Origin of the sequence: Embleya hyalina (assembly GCF_003967355.1) — a bacterium.
GTDB lineage: Bacteria > Actinomycetota > Actinomycetes > Streptomycetales > Streptomycetaceae > Embleya > Embleya hyalina.
On record NZ_BIFH01000041.1, the window covers coordinates 1 to 18,449 of the forward strand.

Here is an 18,449-nt window from a genome sequence, read left to right on the forward strand (position 1 = left end):
TAGCCCGGGCGGACGGCTTGCCGAACGTCGACGACCCGACCGAGGACCGGGGAACTCGGCTGGGTAGGTGGTGTCGGCTTTGTGGGCGCACCGTGCTCGACATCCTCGACCACGCACCCTCCCGCCCCACCACCCGCAACGCCCGCCCCGCTACCTGCTGCCGTCCTTCGCCGACCCGGGCCGCCACTGCCTAGACCGCACTGGGGCGGTCATCGATCGCAGGGTCTCGAGACTTCGTGGTTGACAGCGGGAGAAATGGCGTCGCCGCAGGGTCCCGGTTCCGGCATGATTCCCACCGTGCACGAGAACGGGAGCCATCGCAGCCGGACGCGGTACACGTTGGTCGAGACGGAGCACGGCCATCTCTGGGGCGTCTGCGCCGAGGTGGCGGGGCTGTTCGGGGAACCCCGGCGCGGGACCTACGAGTTGTTCGGCTGGGTTCCTCGCGCCGAGGTACGCGGTTGGGTCGGCACCCGAGTGTGGCTGGTGCCGGAGGACAGCGCGCTGGATCCCTGGCTGTTGGAGGACGCCGAGAGTCCGGGGCGGCAGCTCGGAACGGACGCTCTCGTGCTCACCGGCCTGGATGACTACGAAGGTCCGCCCGAGGGATACAGGGGCCCTGCCCGACTGCACGACGGGTACCGGTGGCTGGGCTCCTGCCGGGAATTCACCCGCATCCTGCCGGCGGTACAGTCACCACCGGCGCTCGTCCTTCGGGGGCTCGTCCCGAGCGAACGACTCCGGGCGGCGCTCCTCAAGGGCACCCGAAAGGCGTTGGAGTTACGGGAGGCCGCCTTGGAGATAGCCGACGATCGTGGCGAGCCCCTCACCGATCGACTGCTGTGGGCCAGAGTCGGCTCCTGGCGACGGTCCCCCTACGGGACGGATCTGATCGACCTGGAGCTCGACGGCGGCTTCCTCACACCCGTTCCCGCATACGCTCGGCCCATCTGGGAACGCTGGTTCGCCGGATCGCCGGACACCCCGGGCACCTGGGTCGGCCTCGACACCCGGCGCCGCGAAGCCTGGCTCGACCTCGTCCGTGAACGGGCCTGTCGGCGGACCGTCCGTAATCGGCCGGCCGGTCACGCCTTCGAACTCGACGGCCGGTACATCACCGACGTACCGGGTCTCTACCTCGCCCTCGGCGAGGCGGTCAACGGGCCGGGCGGCTACTTCGGCGGTTGCCTGGACGCCCTCCTCGACTGTCTGCGCGGCGGCTTCGGCTATACCGCCCCCGCGAACCTGCTCTGGCGCGATTTCGCAACCGCACGCGACCACCTGTCCCGGTTGCTGACCCCGGACGGCCAGTCCCGGGACCTGATCGCGGAAGTCCTCGACGTCCTGACCGACAAAGGCGTGAATGTCACCCTGGCATGAGCCACCACGGACCGCGCCGGTCATTGGCCCTGGCATCGGGGGCAACGCTTGTTCGACGTTCCGGGCTGCCGCGTGATACGACCCGCTCGCCTCGACACGCCGCCGGCCCGAGCTCGGGCGAGTGTCGTGTCGGACACGCGAGTTCGACCGGTTCTACTGGATAGGCGCCACTGAACACCCCTTCGCGGAGGATCCGATCCGTCCCGTCGGGTGGACCACGGAACGCCACCGTCGACCTCGGCGCTCCCGCGGACGCGGGCACGTCCCCGATGCGCCGTCGTCTTCTTCGCGAAGCGCCGTACCGGCATCCCGGCTCATCCGGTGGGCCGGACGTGGTCGAGCAGGGCGTTGATCGTGTCGGGTTCGACCCCGGATCGGCGCAAGGCGACGAGCCGGCGCCGGATCCGGTCCCAGTGGCGGTCGCGCGCACGCGCGCGTGCTTCGGCCGCTTCGGCGGTGGTGTCGTGGGTGGCGCGGTATCGGGCCAGGTCCGGCCAGGGGCACAGGATCGACTCGCGTGCCAGCGGCATCAGTGACAGGTAGTTCCGGGCGAGCGGTGTACCTATGGGAAGGGCGTGGATCTCGCGGAAGCGACGGGTGAACTCCTCGGCCGCGGCCTGTTCGTCGGTGGGCAACGGCTCCCAGGGTTGGACCCACAGGAGGGTATCCGCGCCCGGGGCCGGGTCGTCGATGGTGTAACTCCCCCAGGACAGGCAGGGGATGCCCACGACCTCGCCGTCCCCGATGCCCGCACCGGGCTCGGCCGGCCGCCACGTGAAGCGCTGGGCATCGGCCGAAAACCTGGTCATGACCCACGGGCGGGGATCCATGATCCGCACCGGATACGTCGGGTCGCCGGCGAAGTCGTCGAGATCGTAGGTGTCGTCGATCAGCGGCTCGGCGGCGTACAGCACGTCGGTGCGCAACTCGTCCATGGGGACACTCCCTCGAGGAACGGCGTCGGTACGACGGTGCCCATCATGACCACCGTCGGGCCGAAGTCTCTCGCATTCGAGGCACACTTCCGACGGCCGGCATCGAGACGAGCACCGGTCGCGCGGGGAGCGCGGGGGCAGGCCGGTGCGGTGTCAGGTGCGGCGTGGCGTCTGCTCTCGGGCCGTCTGCTCGAGGAGGGTTTCGAGTTCCGGCGCGGGCCATGGGCGTGCGCGGGACAGTGGGACGCGGTGGCGACCCGGTGGCAATGTCCTGGAGGAGGTCGTCGAGGTAGACGATCGGGCCGACGTCGCGGGTGGTCTCGGGTGGGGTGCCGGTCCAGGCCCGGCGCAGGGCTCCGGCCAGGGCGTGGTGTTCGTCGGTGGGGGTGAGGTGGATGTGGGTGTCGGGTGCGCTGTCCAGGAGGCGGCGGGCGAAGTCGGCGGGTGGGTCGGGGACTCGACCCGGGGCGCACCACTGCCACAGGTCGACGCCGGGCAGGAACCCCACCGCGGTCCGGACGCCGTCACCGACACGTCCGTGTTCGGCGCCGGCGGGATGTGCAGGCCCTCGGCGTGCAGCAGCCACACGGCGCGGGCCTCGTGGAGCAGAAGGGTCGCGCCGTCCGGTTCGGTGGTCGTCTTGATCTTCCAGCGGCCGGCTCGCCAGGCGTGGGTGTGGTGCGCGGTCACGGGGTGTGGTTCATCGGTGATGTCGAGGGCGGTCAGGGCGGCGGCGAGCAGCGGGTCCATCGTCACATCCCGGCGCGACCCGTTCCCGCGACCAGCGCGGCATCCGTATCCGGCTGACGACGTCGAAGAACAGGTCCTCCGCCTCCCGCGTCGCGGCGACCATCCGCGGCACCTCCCAGCCGTCACCCCGGAACGTCTCGGCAACCAGTTCGCGCCGCGCCCGCGGGTCGCGGAAGGTGTCGAAGGGCGTTTCGCCTCGCCACGTTCGCCGTCCTCACCGGACTCGGCCCGCTGACCATGATGCGCCCCCTACTGGTCGCGGCCGGCGTCCTCGCCGCCGGGTGGGCAACGCCCGCCGGCGCGGCCGTCGCAGCGACCGCAGGGGTCGGGATCCTCCTCGTGGAACCGTACGTACACCGGCGCTGGTACCGAACACCGATTTAGGTACACCACCGTCGTAGGTATCCGTGGTCCCTTCCGGCCCTGCCGAAGCGTTTGCCGGGTCGTGGCTCCGGGCCGCGTCGTGCGGGGTGTCGTCGGCAGCGCCGCCGGCGGCGCCCGAACCCGTGATGCATCCATCGGGCGGATTCGGCGGCGCGACCGGCGCGGTGCCCCGTCGGGTGTGGTCGCGCCCGCCATCATGGGATGTGTCGCGAGGCGTTCGCGTGTGGGCCCGAGCGCCCTCGTCGACGGAACGGCCGGCCGTCCCCTCGGGGCGCCGGCCACACGACCCACACAACACCCTCGGCCCCTCCGCGCCCCGAACCCGGAGAAGTACCGCACGCGGTCGCCGCGGTCGCTCGCCGACCACTGCGAAATCCCGTGGTACGACCGGGAACCGGACGGTGGTCTCTTCCCTCGCCGGCCGACCACGAGCGCCCGTGGGTGCCGGCAGCCTTGTCGCAAGCGCGTATCCGGTTGAACCCGTGCCGTTCACGAACCGATCGCCGCCGGGCTCGTTCGGGGCCGCGCTCTATCGTTCGGCGCGGACGGGAAAGATCGAATTACGGGGGTCCGATGCGTGGTTACGTCGTTCGAGCGGTCACAGTGGCGGTGCTCGGCACCGCGGTGGTCGCCGTATCGTCCGCCTGTACCTCCTCCCCCGGGCGCGGACCCGGAGCCGCCCGGCCCGATCGCCCGGGGGCGCGTACCGAACCCGCCTATCAGGGTCCGACCCTGCCCGGTCTCGAGGCGAAGCCCTTGTGGTCCTGGGAATCGGCCGACGAGCACGCAACCGGGCCCAGTCGGCCGGTGTTCGCGTTGGGGAACCGAACCGTTGTCGTCGCCGGCCCATCGCGCCCAGGGAGCGGCGGGGGTGTTGCCGTCGCGTTGCGCGACATCACCACGGGGAACGTGCGGAAGACGTTGACCTTGGACGGCGTCGTCACGGGCGAGACCTGGCTGGGCAAGCCGGCGATCGTCGTGCGCGGGGAACGGGTCGTCCCCTCCGACGGTCTCACCGGGGAAACGTCCTTCCGCACCGTCCAGGCCTGGGACGAACGCGGCGAGCGGATCGGCGCGGTGGAACTTCCCGGTGGCGGCGAGGCACGGGTCCAGGACGGCTGGATCATCGAACCCACCGGCACGAGGAACACCTCCGTCGGGGTGCGGCGCGCCGACGACTTTGGCCCCGGTCGTGTTTTCACCTGCGAGCCGGGCGACGACTGCTCCATTTCCACCAGGGGGCGCACGGCCGTCGTCGTCGGCGCGGGCGAGAGCCCGATCCTGGTCGAGGGCACCGTTTTCACGTTCGAGGACGTCAAGGACGACACCCTGAGCCGGCACCGCAGGCTCGTCGCGTTCGACGCCTCGACGGGCGCACGGCGATGGGACACCGACACGGTCCGGACGCCCGCGAACACCGACCCGCTGCAACTTCGCTCCACCTACGCGCCCGATGTCGTCGGCACCGTGAACGGCAAGCTGGTCATCGCATGGATGAAGCGCCCCTCGGGCCGACTCGTGGGCCTGTACGACCCGGTCACCGGTGCGCTGACCGCCACCGGCCCCTCCCCGAAGTCGCTCTCCGTCCTGGTCACCGACCCGACGGGCAGCGTGGTGGTCCTGGGCGGCGAAGGCGCCGAAACGGACAGTGCACGAAGCACCGCCTGGGAACCGGCATCGGGCCGCACCCTGTGGCAACAGAGCGACGACGAGATCTCGTTCACCCCGAACGCCATCGTCGGAGGCGTCCTGTACGGACGCACCCGGGCCGGCACCACGATCGCCCTCGACGTGCGCAGCAAGCAGGTCCTCGCTCGCGACCTGGACGTCGACGATCTGCCGCTGCCGCTGGGCACGGACCATGCCCTGGTGGTCGACGGCACCCGGGCGTTCGTCTTCCGGACCCGCGCGGGCTGACGTTGCGCGGCTTCGGAGCGACGCGGGACGCCGCCGGCTCACCGGCCTCGCCATGTCACGACGACCAGACCCCTCGCCCCGTAGGCGTGGGTCACCGATCGCTTCACCGACGCGAAGGTCGGGGTCGATCCCGCGTCGACCGCCCAGATTCCGCGTCGCTGAGCGGACACGGGCGGCGACGCGGCGGGACGGCGGGACGTCCTCGGCGGAGCGGCAGTGCGGAAGCCGAACGCCAAGCCCGGCAAGGGGGTGGCGCGAGCCCGGCGTTCGGGTCAGTGGCGGCGCGTCGATCGGCCGTTGCCGGCGAACGCGCCGATCACGGCGGCGGCGAGCATCGCCATCGCCGCCCACGCGAACCAGTCGCCGAATCGGGTGTAGAGGGTCTTGGAGCCGGACAGTTCGACATCGGCCAGCGCGGTGGTGAACGGGGACCGGCCACCGGTGGTGCTGTCGGCGATCACGCGGCCGTTGAGGTCGCTGACCACCAACGCGCCTCGACGTGCCGTGCGGGCGACGGCGAAGCCGTTCTCCACGCCCCGGGTGACCGCCATGCGGCTGTGGAGCCACCCGTCGGTGTCGAAGTCCCACGCCGGGGCGAGCAGCAGTCGGGTCCCGCGGTCGCCGTACTCGCGCATGAGGCCGGGGAAGTCCATGTCCTTGCAGATGGTCAACCCCACACGCGGGCCCGTCCCGGCCATGAACGCGACGCCCTCACCGGCGGTGAACTCGTCCTCCTGTCCGGGAACCATGTGGTGCTTGCGATAGCTCACGGGCGCGCCCCCGCCGGCGGGGAAGTCGAGCGCGGTGTTGTACAGCGCGCCACCGGTGGTCAGCCGCACGCCCACGACGATGTCGACGCGCCGCTCCACGGCCAGCGCGGCAAGCGGGTCGGAGAGTTCGGGCAGCGTGCGCTCGTCCGCCTCGAAGGTGTTCTCGGAGAGCAGGACCACACGCGCGCCCCGGTCGGCCAGGCGGCTGATCTGCGCCAGGTAATCGGTCAACAGCGCGCGCCCTCGAGTGGTGCCGACGGGTATCGCCTCGGCGTCCCGGGACGTGGACACCAGGCCCACCTTCACGCGATTGTTCGACCCGCCGATCGTATTCAGCCGGACGGCGCCGTACCCCAGCGCTCCGGCCAGCACGACACCGGCGACGGCACCCACGATCCAGCGGGATCGCACCGTGATCGCGGGCGCCAGGCACGTGGCGACGACCGCCGGCACGCCCAGGACCAGAAAGGTGATGCCCCAGGGGCCGGTGGCCGACGCGGTCTGCAACACGGGGAGCACGTCGGCCTGGGTGTACGCGAGGCTCCAGAAAGCACCGTTGGGTGTCGCGGCGGAGACCACCCACTCCAGTCCCGCCCAGGCTGCGGGCAGGGCCGTTGCGGCGAGCACGAAGCGGCGGCGCAGCAGCAGTCGGCGAACGAGCAGCACCACGAGTGCGAAGATCGCGGCGGTGCCCACGAAGATCCCCAGTGCCGCGGGCAGCGGCATCATCAGCTTGTCCTCGTCGCGGTAGTACGTCCACACGCCGGTCTCGCCGCCCAGCCACGCGGCGAACGCGACCGCCGCGCACCACCGGGCGCCGACGCGCGGAGCGAGCAGAAGGACGGGCAGCGGCGCGAGCCAGGTGAGCCACGACAGCGGTTCCAGGCCGGTGCCGAAGCGGAACAGGGCCGCCGAGAGCAGCGCGGTCGCCGCAGCGAGCGGGATCCGCCGCCCCCGCGACGGCGGCGGGGGAGGCGCGTCGAGGCCGACGGTGGGCGGGGTTCGGGTGCGGTCGAGGGCAGACATGGATTCGGGACTCCTCACGAGCGGCGGGTGTCCTCCGCCTCCGCCGACTGCGGCGGGAGCGGACGACTCTCCGATGCTGTCGCCCGCGGGGGTCCGGCGGATCGCCGCCGCGGGTGAACCCGGGCTCGCCGGCCGGAGGGAGGCGGGGCCGCCCGGGTCTCAGCCGTCGCCGGGTACGACCAGTCCCGATTCGTAGCCGAAGACGACGGCCTGCGCACGGTCGCGCAACCCGAGCTTGGTCAGCACGCTGCTCACGTGGGTCTTGACGGTGTGTTCGCTCACGACCAGGGCCTCGGCGATCTCCGCGTTGGTCAGGCCCGCGGCGAGCAGGCGCAGGGTGTCGGTCTCGCGTGCCGTGAGTTCGCCGAGGCGGGCGGCGAGGCGGGGCACGGGCCGGCCGGTGCCGGCCAGCGTGTCGATCAGCCTGCGGGTCACGGTCGGCGCGAGCAGCGACTCCCCCGCCGCGACCACCCGCACGGCGCGGATCAGGTCGTGGCGGTCCATGTCCTTGAGCAGGAAGCCGCTCGCGCCGGCCTTGAGCGCGTCGTGCACGTACTCGTCGTCGTCGAACATGGTCAGCACGAGAACCTTCGCCGAGGTCGTGGCGCGGATCCTCGTTGTCGCCTCGACCCCGTCGAGGGCAGGCATCCGGATGTCCATCAGCACCACGTCGGGGCGTAGGGCCTCGGTCACGCGCACCGCCTCCGCGCCGTTGGCGGCCTCCCCCACGACCTCGATGTCCGGTTCGGCACCGAGGATCAGCGAGAAGCCGCCGCGAAACAGTTCCTGGTCGTCGGCGACCACCACCCGCACGACGGCGCCGCCCGGCGGTCCCACCCGGGCCGTCGCCCTGGTCTCGGTCATGCTCGTTTCCCCCGTTCCGGGCGCTCCGCCCCGGTGGGGAGCGTCGCGTCCACCGTGAACCCGTTTCCGTCCGGGTTCCTTCCCACGCGCAGCCGACCGCCGCAGGCCGCGACGCGCTCGCGCATGCCGATGATGCCGTAACCGGGAGATCCGGTATCGCCGCCGTCGGGGCCGCGTCCGTTGTCGCTCACGGTGACCCGCACGGCCGACTCCGACCAGTGCAGGTCGACTCGCAGGCGATGGCGCGCGCGTGCTTGAGGGTGTTGGTGATCGACTCCTGGACGATTCGGTAGGCGGCGAGGCCGACGTCGCTCGGCACCGGGACGGGGGCGCCGTGCCGTTCGAACGTGGCGTCGAATCCCGCTCGACGGACGCGCTCGACCAGGTCCGCGACGGCGTCGATCCCGGGCTGGGCGCCCCGGGTCGTGATCTCCTCGTCGACGCGCAGCACGCCGAGGATCTGCCGGAGTTGCCCGACGGCCTCGCGTCCGGTCCGGGAGATGGCGGCGAAGATGGCCTCCGCGCGTTCGGGATCGCTGCGGACCACGACAGGTCCGGCGTCGGCCTGTACGAGCATCAGGCCCACAGAGTGGGTGAGCACGTCGTGCATGTCCCGCGCGATCCGGGTGCGCTCGCGCGCGGCGGCGGCGAAGCGTTCCTCGTCGAGGCGTCGGGCCCGCTCGTCCAGCGCCTCGATCCGGGCGCGGCGCGCACGGGTGCCGTTTCCCAGCGCGAGGGCGGTGGCGAATTCCATGCCCGTGTACGCGTAGTAGGGCGTTTCCTCGTGGGCCACGACGAGGGACAGCGCGACGGCCGTGGTGCCGGCCACGAGGGTCGCGGTGCGGCGGGGGGACGGGGCGGAGGCCGCGATGGTGTAGGCGCACACCAGTGCCCCGTACGGGAGTGGCGGGAGCTGCCGGTCGAGCGCGAGGACGGTGGTGGCCGCGCCCACGACGACGGAGGCGGCGATCGGCGCGCGGCGGCGCCACAGCAGCGGCAGCGCGGTCGCGACGGCGGCGAACAGGGTCCACCACACGATCGGCGGTACGACGACGATCGGCAGGACCGCGCCGAGCAGAACCGCGCCGGTGATCGCCGCGTCGGCCCGGCGAGGCGACACGCCCACGACGCGCAAATTCGGCACGCGGCGCACCGCGAGTCGTCGGATGGCCGTCGCCGCACGTTCCACATCGCTCCCGTCGCCTGCGGTCCGCGTGCCGGAATGTATCGGATCGCAGTCTCGGTGCCGCCGCCGGTCGGGCCAACACGGGATGGACCGCACCGGCCGGGCCGGATCCCCGCCCGGGATGGTTTCGAAGGGTTCGGCGGGTGGTGCGCTGCCCACCGTGGACCGCGGGGACCCGGCCGGTGACCTGACGCGCGGTCGGGGCACCGTGGACGCGGCCCTCCGTCTGTGACCGGGAATCGCGGAGCCCGGCTTCGCCGACGCGGCCGATCGCGCGTCCGGGGCACCGGCGACAACAGGGCCTCCCGTGTGGGGAATCATCCGCCGCGGGTGACGAACGAATCGTACGGGCGCATCTCGCTGCGCGTCGAACACGAGCCGCGCGGGAACATCGACCGGACACAGTCGCGCTCCAGTCGCCGGTGGGCTCGGGGGCGCGGCGGGGGTGGGCGGTTTCGGCGGCTGTTTGCCGTCGGTGAACGACCGCGGCGCGGGCCGACGCGCGCGACGCCGACAAGGGCGGGCACGCCGGGCACAGGATCCTGCCTGTGCCGACCACCGAGGCTGCCCATCAGGGCGGGCGCCGTGCAACGGCGGCCAACAACCCGCGCCATGAACTCGTCTGCGGCTTCGTGTCGTTGGTGTGATCCAGGGTCATGGCATTGTCCTTCCGTTGGCGGAAATCCCATGCCCACGGTTGCATTTCGGCGGGTGAAGGAGGAGTTGCGCCCGACCGGGACCCTGGCTGGTTCTCGCGGCCGAGCGCGGATCGTCCGAGGGGTGATGCCGAAGGTCGTACCGACGCCGAACCGGATGTGGGCCGCGCTCGTGGCCGCGTATCCGTTGCGCACTGACGTGCGATCCGCCGCGCCTTCCTGCGGCGCGGCGCGCCGGCCGGGCGAAGGTGCCCGCCCGCTACATCAATTGCATGCCTGCGGACTTCCCATCGAGGCCCATGGCCGTTGCAGGCTCGGTGAATTCGGACCGGTCTCGGTCTCCGGGACCGCTGCGGAATTCCGCGAACGCTTCCACGGTCATGTCGGGGTCGGCCTGCGGGCGTTGGGGCGCCTTGCCGTCGACTGCTCCGAGAGGAACCACGCAACCTGCGACGGACTTGCCGGATGCGTCTTGTATACGACGCCGGCCATCCTCGATGACCGAGAACCGTGCTCGTTTCCCTGAAGACCATCCTTCGGGCAGCGGGTGTGTCGCACGAATCGATCACCGGCACAACCTGATGTCCCCATCGTCCGGGGTCCGCACCCTGTGCGTATAGCTCATGGTCAACCCTGGAAAGGGCGGCGTCGCCGGCCTCACAGCCCCGTGCAGCATGCCGTGACCTGGCCCTTCGGGATCGACAACTTTCCAGTGCCATTCCATGGCTCGCCCGAAATCGGCTCACCGGCCATACCGCTACGATCCTTCGGTTGGGCTGCCACCATATGGAAAGTTCGTGTGTTCCGTCATTGAGCCTGCGGATGGCAAAAATGCTCCGAGCCATTGATCGCTGCCGAGGAGAGGACGGATACCGCCACTCCGATGCAGGAACCGACAGGCACTGCGCATCGGCACCCCCGAGCGCCCGATGGGGTCGAGCCGAACGCCTTTTCCCAACGCGGGTATCTCCACATCTCGTCCCGCCGAACCGGCGAGACGGATTCGGGTTTCTTCCGCGCGGGTCACCGGCTACGACCACGTTGTACGCGGTGATCTCACCGTCCGTCGGGACCGGTTCCACGGCGACGACTTCGGCGCCGTAGCGGACCTGGTGGGAGACGCGCGCCGCGGCCCATTCGAGGTAGCCGTGGAACTCCGCCCGCAGCGGGAAGAACACCTTGTGGTTGACGAAGTCGACGAGGCGCCCGATCGAGTGCGGATACGCGACGAAGCCGAAGTCGGTGGTGGGGTTGCGCATCGTGGCAAGGTCCTCGAGGAAGGAGACCTGCATGGTCGCGCCGTCCACAAGCATGCCCCGATGCCGGCCGAACTCGGGTTGCTTCTCCAGGAAGAGCGCCCCCGAGCCTCTGTCGCGCAGATGGTCGATCACCCTCTCGGCCTCCTGCGGCGCCAGTCGATTTTCCCGAACGACGAGATCGTCACCGTCCGCGCGGACAGGCGCCCCGAGGGGGGCCAGGGTCGTCGGGGCACCGTGCGAAGACGTCCCCGCCCCGGACGTCGAGGCCCCGAGCAACGGGCTTGACGTGCGGTCGCGCGTGCTCGACGGGAGCCCTGCCCTGCCCCGATGGCCGGTGCCGAGATCGGCCCATCCTGCACGTCCATCGACCGGTACGGGCGCGCACGCGCGCCACCTCGTCGTCGACGGGATCCTCACCACGGCCGGGTCCGCGCCGGCGGCAGGCCGGCAGGCCGCTCGGCGTTACGGAAGCCGGTGACGTCCTCCCGGCCCGGGATCGCCCTACGCTCGAAATGTCAGGGGCGGCCGGCGCGATCGGGCGAGAGCGAGTCGACACTGCGGTCCGCGTCGACCGCCGATGGTGGACCGAGCGGCGGCGGCGACTGTGGGGCCTGCGAGCGTGTCGGGAAGGGCGATCCCGACGGGGATCATTCGCGGGCGACCGCGACGACGATGACGACCACCACCGCGAGGACGGCGAGCAGCAGCACGGTGTAGACGACGAGTACGGTCAGTGCGGTGCTCGCCTTCGCCGCGGCCCGCCACCCGTCCGAGGACAGGCCGATGAACCTGCGCGGGAGGTCTGCGGGTTCGTCGAGCCGGGGTCCGGAACGTCTCCGGCACGCCGGTTCGGGCATGGTGCGATCGACTCGGGTGACGACAGGTCGCGTCGGCGAGGGCGGCCCCGGCCGTGCGGTGGCGATCGTGGGGCGGGCGAAAGGCGGTCCTGCCGCGTCGAGTTGGCGGCCCTCGTGTTCGTAGGCGTCTATCAGTGCGCGCCAGCCGTCGGGGATGCGCAAGTCGGCGGCGTTCGGCAGGGACGGCGACGACCCCGGCTCGGTCAACGCGCCGAGCAGGTCCGCAGTCCGTGGCCGATCGTCCGGTTCGAGAACCAGGCAGGAAAGAATCAACTCCCGGAGTCCGGCGGGTACATCGGTCGGATCGACCCGGGCTCGGGCGACCAGAGCCAGCAGGCGCAGGTCGTTCCCTGTCTCCGGGTATGGCGGACGCCCGACGGCGAGGTGGAAGAGCGTGGCCCCGAGCGAGTAGACGTCCGACGCTGCGGTGGACGGCTCGCCCCGAGCCTGTTCGGGAGAGGTGAACGCGATGGTGCCGAGGGTCAGGTGAGTCCGGGTGATGTCTGCGGCGTGCGAGATGCCGAAGTCGATCAACCTCAGGCCCGCGCTCGGCAGCAGCATGTTCTGCGGCTTGAGATCACGATGCACGATGCCCATCTCGTGCAGACCCAGCAATACCGCGGCACAACTTGCGCCCAGTCGACGCACACACGCCTCGTCGGCGGGGCCTCGGGACGCGACGAGTTCGGCGAGCGAGGGGGCCGGAATGTACCGGATCGCCATCCACGGACGGGCCGCCTCGGGGTCGGCGGCCAGGACTCGCGCCGTGTGCTCGCCGCGTACGCGCTGTGCGAGCTCGACCTCGCGGGCGAACCGGCGACGCTCGACCTCCCCGATTCCCCCCTGGGCGAGCAGCGTCTTGACGGCGGCCAGACTGCCGTCCGCGGTCGAGCGTCCCAGGTACAGGCGACCCATGCCACCGGAGGCGAGTCGGCCGATCAGACGGTAGTCGCCGAGGCGGTCCGGGTCGTCGCGGCTCAGCGGGTCGAGTCGGATCGCGGTGGGGGGTGGTGTGCCGGGGGCGTTCGGGGCGTTCATCGGGTGGTGTTCATCGAAGGCCATCCCTCGGGTGGGCGCCGGCCGGCGGATGCGAGTCGCCGGGCGTCGGCGGGCGTCACAGTCGCACCAGACATGCGACCTCGCCGGTCCGGACCACATAGCGGACGTACTCGCCGGAATCCGCCGTATCCCGGTCGGGCCCGCGGCATTCATGCCCGGCCGCGGGGTATTCGGCTATGCGGAGCAACTCGGTGTATCCGATGGGGAGTTGTGCCGTTCGGCAATCCCAGACCTCGTGCACCTGCACATTCGTGATGCTCCTCCCTTCGCGTTTGCCCACGGTGCACTGGCCGACCCGATAGAGGCGTTCCGCGCACAGCACGAACGTCTGTCCCTGCGGGAACGCGCGCAGCCAGCCGATGACTTCGGGGCGACTCGGGCAGGATCCGCCGCTCACGCCGGGAACCGAGGTGACCCGCGCATAGGCGTACGTCAGGTTGCAGTCGACCACTCTCGGAGCGCGTTTCGTCCACCCGCCGGCGACCGGCGTCGAATCGAGGCAGTCGCCCGGAGCAAGTGCCTGGAAGGCTCGATCCGCGGAACTTGGTTCCTTGGCGCGTTCGTTCTGCCAGTACGCGATTCCGGCAAATCCGGCGATGGCGACGAGGATGGACACCATGAGCAGCCGGACCGTTCGAACGAGTGCTCGGCTCCGCCTTCCGGGCGGAGCCTCCGGCGGCTCGGCGCCGGTGGTGGCGGCGTCATCGGTGGTGGCGTCCGCGGTGTGGTCGACATCCGTGTGCGTGGCGTCCTCGTCCCACGACCACATAGCCAAGTCCCGTCCGTGCCGGGCATATTCCGTCACCAATGCCGACCATCGCGGTGGCAGCCACCCCACGACGCGCTCCGCAGTCGGTGCCTCCGCGAGGTCCACCGCCACCCTCGACAGGACCTCCTCCGATGTGGGCCGATCACCCGGCTCCAGGGCCAGGCACGGCCCGATCACCCACGCCAACTCGGTGGGCAGACCGGTGAGATCCACATCGGCGTCGGCCACCCTGGCGAGCAGCCGCATCGTGTCCTCACCCACCGGATAGGGCGCACGGCCCACCGCGAGATGGAAGAGCGTGGCCCCCAGCGAGTAGACGTCGGACGCGGCGGTCGACTCTTCGCCGCGGGCTTGTTCGGGGGAGGTGAAGGCGATGGTCCCCAGCGAGAGTGAGGTCCGCGTCAGATCCTGGGCGTGCGAGATCCCGAAATCGATCACACACGGGCCTTCGGCGGGCAGCAGCAGGTTCTGCGGCTTGACGTCCCGATGCACGATGCCCTGGCGGTGCAGACCGACCAACGCCTCCACGGTGCCGCGGGCCACCCAACGCACCGCCGAACCGGACAATGTCCCGGCATGCCGGACCAGCTCGGCGAGCGACGGAGCCGGAACGTACTCGGTGGCCATCCACGGACGCTCGGCGCCCGGGTCGGCGGCCAGAACACGCGCCGTGTGCTCGGCGCGCACCTGCTGGGCGATCTTGACCTCACGGGCGAAGCGACGCCGATTCACCGCGCTCACCTCGCCGTCGGCGAGCAGCGTCTTGACCGCGACGAGATCACCGTCGATGCCGCGACCGAGATAGATCCGGCCCATCCCACCAGAAGCGATCCGGCCGAACAGTCGATAGGGCCCCAGCCACGTCGGATCGCCGTCATGCAACGGCTCGATGCCCGGTCCGGACATGCCCGCCCCCTCCCCCGTATGAACCGCCGGCAGTGTATCCGGCGCCCAACCACCACGCGAAGGCGGCGAGTTCGATCCGTCACCGACGGATCATTCAGCCAAGGGTCGCGGGGCCGCGGATCACCAGGGAGGAGATCTCGTACATGCACGCCCGCCGCCTGCGGAAGGGATGCACGCGGTGGGGCCGGTGCCCCGCCGGCCTGCACCGGATGTCCACCGGGCGAGTTGCGGCGCTCGATGTTCGTAGTCGATTCGAGCCAGGCCCGCCGCACCGAGGAAACGGTCGGGGCTCGCGCGTCACGTAATCGCCCTCGGCGTGGTTCCGGATCCTCACGCCCCGGCCGGCGGAGACGGTGACCTCACTTGCCCAATAGTTCATCGGCCGCGCCGACCACGTCCCCGGGCGCGGCGCGGTTCAGCGGCGGGCGGACTCCACTTCGTCGCCGCGGATCGGGGCGGCGGCGGGCAAGGCCGCGGCGGCGGGTCGGCGCAGTCCGAGGGTGCAGAGCAGGCCGATCACCATGCCGACGGCGGTCGGCAGCACCACCAGGAACTCGCCATCGGCAGTGGCCGCGCGCAGGGCCGAGCCGCTCTTGCCCTCGGTGCCGACGTCGGCGATCGCGGTGAACACCGCGAGGCCGATGGCGTTGCCGAGATTGAGGGTGCTGGAGGCGATGCCGTTGGCGACGCCCTGTTCGTCGGCGGGGGTACCGGTGGCGGCGGCGATCCACATGGCGGTCCAGGCGATGCCCTGTCCGATGCCGGAGACCACGAGTCCGGGCACCGGTAGGCCGTATCCGGCGCCGTCGTCGAAGCCGAGGGCGAGTGCGGCGGTACCGATCGCGCCGGTCACGAAGCCGATCGCCAGGGTGCCGCGATTGCCGATCCGGGTGGCCAGGCGCTCGCCGAGTTGGGTGCCGACGGCGATGGCGGCCGAGGGGATCAGGAAGGCCAGACCGGTCTCCAGCGCGCTGTAGCCGTGCACGCTCTGCATCAGCACGGTGAGGAAGTACGGCAGTACGCCGAAGGTGGCCACGTAGAGGAAGGTGATGCTCGTCCCGACGGTGAGGCTGCGATTGCGGAACAGCCGGAAGGGCATCAGCGGGTCGGCGGTGCGTGCCTCGATGGCGGCGAAGAACGTGAGCAGCAGCACGGCGGCGATGAAGGCACCTGTCACCCACGTGCTGCCCCAGCCCAGTTCGGGTCCCTCGACCAGGGCGGCGACCAGGAGGGTGGAGCCGCCGGTGACGGCGAGGACGCCGGGCAGGTCGAACCGGCGGCGGATGCCCCGGGCCGGGTCGCGGGGGATGACGAACAGCGCGGCCAGTCCGGCGAGCGGGACGTTGACGAAGAACACCGCAGGCCAGCCGAAGTTCTCGGTCAGCAGGGCGCCGATGGTCAACCCGCCAGCGCCCGCGCCGCCCCAGACCGCGAGTGCCCGATTACGCTTCGGGCCCTCCTCGAACAGGGTGTTGATCAGGGACAGGGTGGCCGGCAGCAACAGCGCGCCGCCGATGCCCTGGATCGCACGCGCCGCGATGATCGTGCCGGAGTCGGGCGCGAGAACGCCCGCCAACGAGGACAGCGCGTACACGAGCAGCGCCGCCACGAAGGTCCGGCGCCGACCGAGCAGGTCCGCCGCGCGTCCGCTGACCAGCAGGAAGCCACCGGCGAAGACGACATAGGCGCTGACCACGAGTTGCTGGGTCTGCCCGGGGAAGCCCAGGTCGTCGCCGATCTCCGGGAGGGCGACGAAGACGATGTTGAGGTCGAGGGCGTAGATCAGCTGCGCCAGGGCCAACAGGGTCAGTGTCCAGCCGAGGTGTCGCCCGGTGCCACCGGCGGAGCCGCCCGTCGGCGTCGGCGCGGAGGAAGTAGGCATGCGGATACGCCCCTTCGTGGGTCGCGTGGGTCGGGTCATGGGGTGGTTCCGGCGACCGACGGGCCGGGTCGACCGGCCGATCACAACCGTACGAATAATTGCGTACAGTTGGACGATCCGACAAGGCCGATGCCGCCGAAGGCCCCCGCCCCCGGCCCGCCCGAACCCGCGTCCGCGCACGTCAAGGGATCCGCACAACGAATTGTTCGACTGTCGCTGTACAGCGAGAGAATCAGTTTCCGCCACCCGGACCGCGACCAGGTCCGGATCGACAGCGTCCTATCGGCACTCGGCAACCCACTGCGATTGGGCGCCGTCCGAGTGCTCGACGCGGGCGGTGAGCACAACTGCGGCAGCGTACTGGCCGTCCTGGGCGTGACCTCGAAGTCGACCATGACCCACCACTGACGCGTTCTTCGGGACAGCGGCGTGATCACCCGGCAACCCTCCGGCCGGGAGAACCTGCTTTCGCTGCGCCGCGCCGACCTCGACGCACGCTACCCGGGCCTGCTCGACGCGATCCTGACCGGCGCCCGCACCGACACCGCCGAACCGGTCGCCTGATGTCCCGCGCCGGTGGTTGCTCGTTGGTTGCCGTGTAACTTCTTCGATTGGCGCGTCGGTTCCTCGTCGTGGTCCGAGGTTGGAGCCGTTGCCTCTCTCCGATGAGGAGAGCATGACGTCGCAGTGGTGGACCGGCGGGCAACGTCGGCTCAGGCGTTGGCACTTCGCTCGCGCATCGGGTTGGCGCGCGGGACCGGAGGTGCCGCCGATCATCGCGTTCGCACGGCCCTCGGACGCATGTCGGAGTGGGGGCGTACCGGACAACACCGGCGGAAGGTGGATGAGGCTGTGACGGGGCGGCGTGGGCTGTTCGTGGGGCTGTGCGTGCTGGACGTGATCCAGGCGGTCGAGCGGGTGCCCGGGGTCGACGAGAAGGTGACCGCGCTGCGCCAGAGGGTTGCCGCGGGTGGACCCGCGACGAATGCCGCGGCGACGTTCGCGGCGCTGGGCGGGGACGCGGTGTTGGTGACCGGAGTCGGTCGGCACCCGCTGGCGGACGGGATTCGCGCGGATCTGGCGGGAGTCGGCGGCGGGGCGGGGTCGCTGCGGCTCGTGGATGCCGAGGCGGGACGTACCTCTCCTCCGTCGGTGTCGTCCGTTTGGGTGACGGCGTCGACGGGAGCGCGGGCCGTGGTGTCGACGAATGCGGTCGGGAGTGCGGTGACGGCGCCGCCCGATCTCGCCGACCTGGTGCGCGAGACCGGCGTCGTGCTTGTGGACGGCCACCACATGGAGGTCGCGCGATGTGCGGCCCGACAAGCGCGGGATTCGGGGCGGAGGGTGGTGCTGGACGGTGGGAGTTGGAAGGACGGGACGGACGCGTTGTTGCGCGACGTCGACATCGCGGTGTGTTCCGCGGCGTTCCGGCCGCCGGGGGGCGATGGCGACGTCGTGGCATACCTGCTGGATCGCGGGGTCCGGTTCGCGGCGGTCAGTCGCGGTGGGCTGTCGATTCTCTGGGGCGCTCGCGGGGCGTCCGGGCCGGTGTTTCGTGGCGAGGTCGCGATCCCGACGGGCGTGCGGGTCGTCGACACCTCGGGTGCGGGTGATGTGCTGCACGGGGCGTTGGCGTACGCGGTCGCCGGGTGGCCCGGCGAACGCAACGGGGATCATGAGCCGTTCGTCGCCGCACTGTCCTTCGCCGCGGGAATCGCCGGCCGCTCGTGCGAGGCGTTCGGTACGCGCGACTGGATGCAGGCGTAGGTCGACTCGCCCGGCCGCACGCGTCACCGCACGAGTGCGCGGCGGCCTGCGCCCGGGGGGTGCGCGTCGGGCGCCGGCGCCC

Annotated in this window: 13 protein-coding genes; 5 read left to right on the top strand and 8 right to left on the bottom strand. The window is 71.2% G+C overall.

Annotated features, from left to right (window positions below; genetic code table 11):
* The first annotated feature begins 285 nt into the window (after positions 1-285).
* Positions 286-1,380 (top strand): barstar family protein, encoded by a 1,095-nt coding sequence (locus EMA17_RS40895; RefSeq protein WP_126642317.1) that lies wholly within the window; start codon positions 286-288, stop codon positions 1,378-1,380.
* Between the two features lie 314 nt (positions 1,381-1,694).
* Here EMA17_RS40895 and EMA17_RS40900 read toward each other — a convergent pair whose 3' ends face one another.
* Complete coding sequence (locus EMA17_RS40900) at positions 1,695-2,315, bottom strand: hypothetical protein (RefSeq protein WP_126642318.1); 621 nt, start codon at positions 2,313-2,315, stop codon at positions 1,695-1,697.
* Positions 2,316-4,358: 2,043 nt separating this feature from the next.
* On the opposite strand from EMA17_RS40900, the gene EMA17_RS40910 reads away from it, so the two are divergent.
* Positions 4,359-5,366, top strand: coding sequence for an outer membrane protein assembly factor BamB family protein (locus tag EMA17_RS40910; RefSeq protein ID WP_160161742.1), 1,008 nt, complete (start codon positions 4,359-4,361; stop codon positions 5,364-5,366).
* A 272-nt stretch (positions 5,367-5,638) separates the two neighbouring features.
* Here the strand turns inward: EMA17_RS40910 and EMA17_RS40915 are convergent, their stop codons facing one another.
* The 7 genes from EMA17_RS40915 to EMA17_RS40945 all read right to left on the bottom strand — a co-directional run bounded on the left by EMA17_RS40915 (position 5,639) and on the right by EMA17_RS40945 (position 16,600).
* Positions 5,639-7,162 carry a nitrilase-related carbon-nitrogen hydrolase gene (locus EMA17_RS40915; protein ID WP_126642320.1) on the bottom strand — a complete coding sequence of 508 codons (1,524 nt, stop codon included), beginning with the start codon at positions 7,160-7,162 and terminating at the stop codon, positions 5,639-5,641.
* A gap of 159 nt (positions 7,163-7,321) precedes the next feature.
* Positions 7,322-8,026 (bottom strand): response regulator, encoded by a 705-nt coding sequence (locus tag EMA17_RS40920; RefSeq protein ID WP_126642321.1) that lies wholly within the window; start codon positions 8,024-8,026, stop codon positions 7,322-7,324.
* A gap of 187 nt (positions 8,027-8,213) precedes the next feature.
* A complete protein-coding gene (locus EMA17_RS40925; RefSeq protein WP_160161743.1) occupies positions 8,214-9,170 on the bottom strand; it encodes a sensor histidine kinase in 957 nt (318 codons plus the stop codon).
* Positions 9,171-9,783: 613 nt separating this feature from the next.
* Positions 9,784-11,547: a SidA/IucD/PvdA family monooxygenase gene (locus EMA17_RS56165; protein WP_371863119.1), complete on the bottom strand. Its 1,764-nt coding sequence runs from the start codon at positions 11,545-11,547 to the stop codon at positions 9,784-9,786.
* Between the two features lie 227 nt (positions 11,548-11,774).
* Positions 11,775-13,022 (bottom strand): serine/threonine-protein kinase, encoded by a 1,248-nt coding sequence (locus EMA17_RS40935; RefSeq protein WP_246127223.1) that lies wholly within the window; start codon positions 13,020-13,022, stop codon positions 11,775-11,777.
* Between the two features lie 76 nt (positions 13,023-13,098).
* A complete protein-coding gene (locus EMA17_RS40940) occupies positions 13,099-14,718 on the bottom strand; it encodes a serine/threonine-protein kinase (RefSeq protein WP_126642324.1) in 1,620 nt (539 codons plus the stop codon).
* Positions 14,719-15,133: 415 nt separating this feature from the next.
* The gene (locus EMA17_RS40945; protein WP_174861512.1) at positions 15,134-16,600 is read right to left on the bottom strand and encodes an MFS transporter; all 1,467 of its coding nucleotides are present in this window, start codon (positions 16,598-16,600) and stop codon (positions 15,134-15,136) included.
* 129 nt (positions 16,601-16,729) lie between these two features.
* On the opposite strand from EMA17_RS40945, the gene EMA17_RS56170 reads away from it, so the two are divergent.
* The 3 genes from EMA17_RS56170 (at position 16,730) to EMA17_RS40955 (ending at position 18,367) form a co-directional block, all read left to right on the top strand.
* Entirely contained in the window at positions 16,730-17,008 is a 279-nt protein-coding gene (locus EMA17_RS56170; protein WP_371863120.1) for a helix-turn-helix domain-containing protein, read from the top strand.
* Positions 17,009-17,029: 21 nt separating this feature from the next.
* Positions 17,030-17,164 carry a hypothetical protein gene (locus EMA17_RS56175; RefSeq protein WP_371863121.1) on the top strand — a complete coding sequence of 45 codons (135 nt, stop codon included), beginning with the start codon at positions 17,030-17,032 and terminating at the stop codon, positions 17,162-17,164.
* Between the two features lie 288 nt (positions 17,165-17,452).
* On the top strand, positions 17,453-18,367 hold the full coding sequence (locus tag EMA17_RS40955; protein WP_246127224.1) for a PfkB family carbohydrate kinase: 915 nt from the start codon (positions 17,453-17,455) through the stop codon (positions 18,365-18,367).
* The last annotated feature ends 82 nt before the right edge of the window (positions 18,368-18,449 follow it).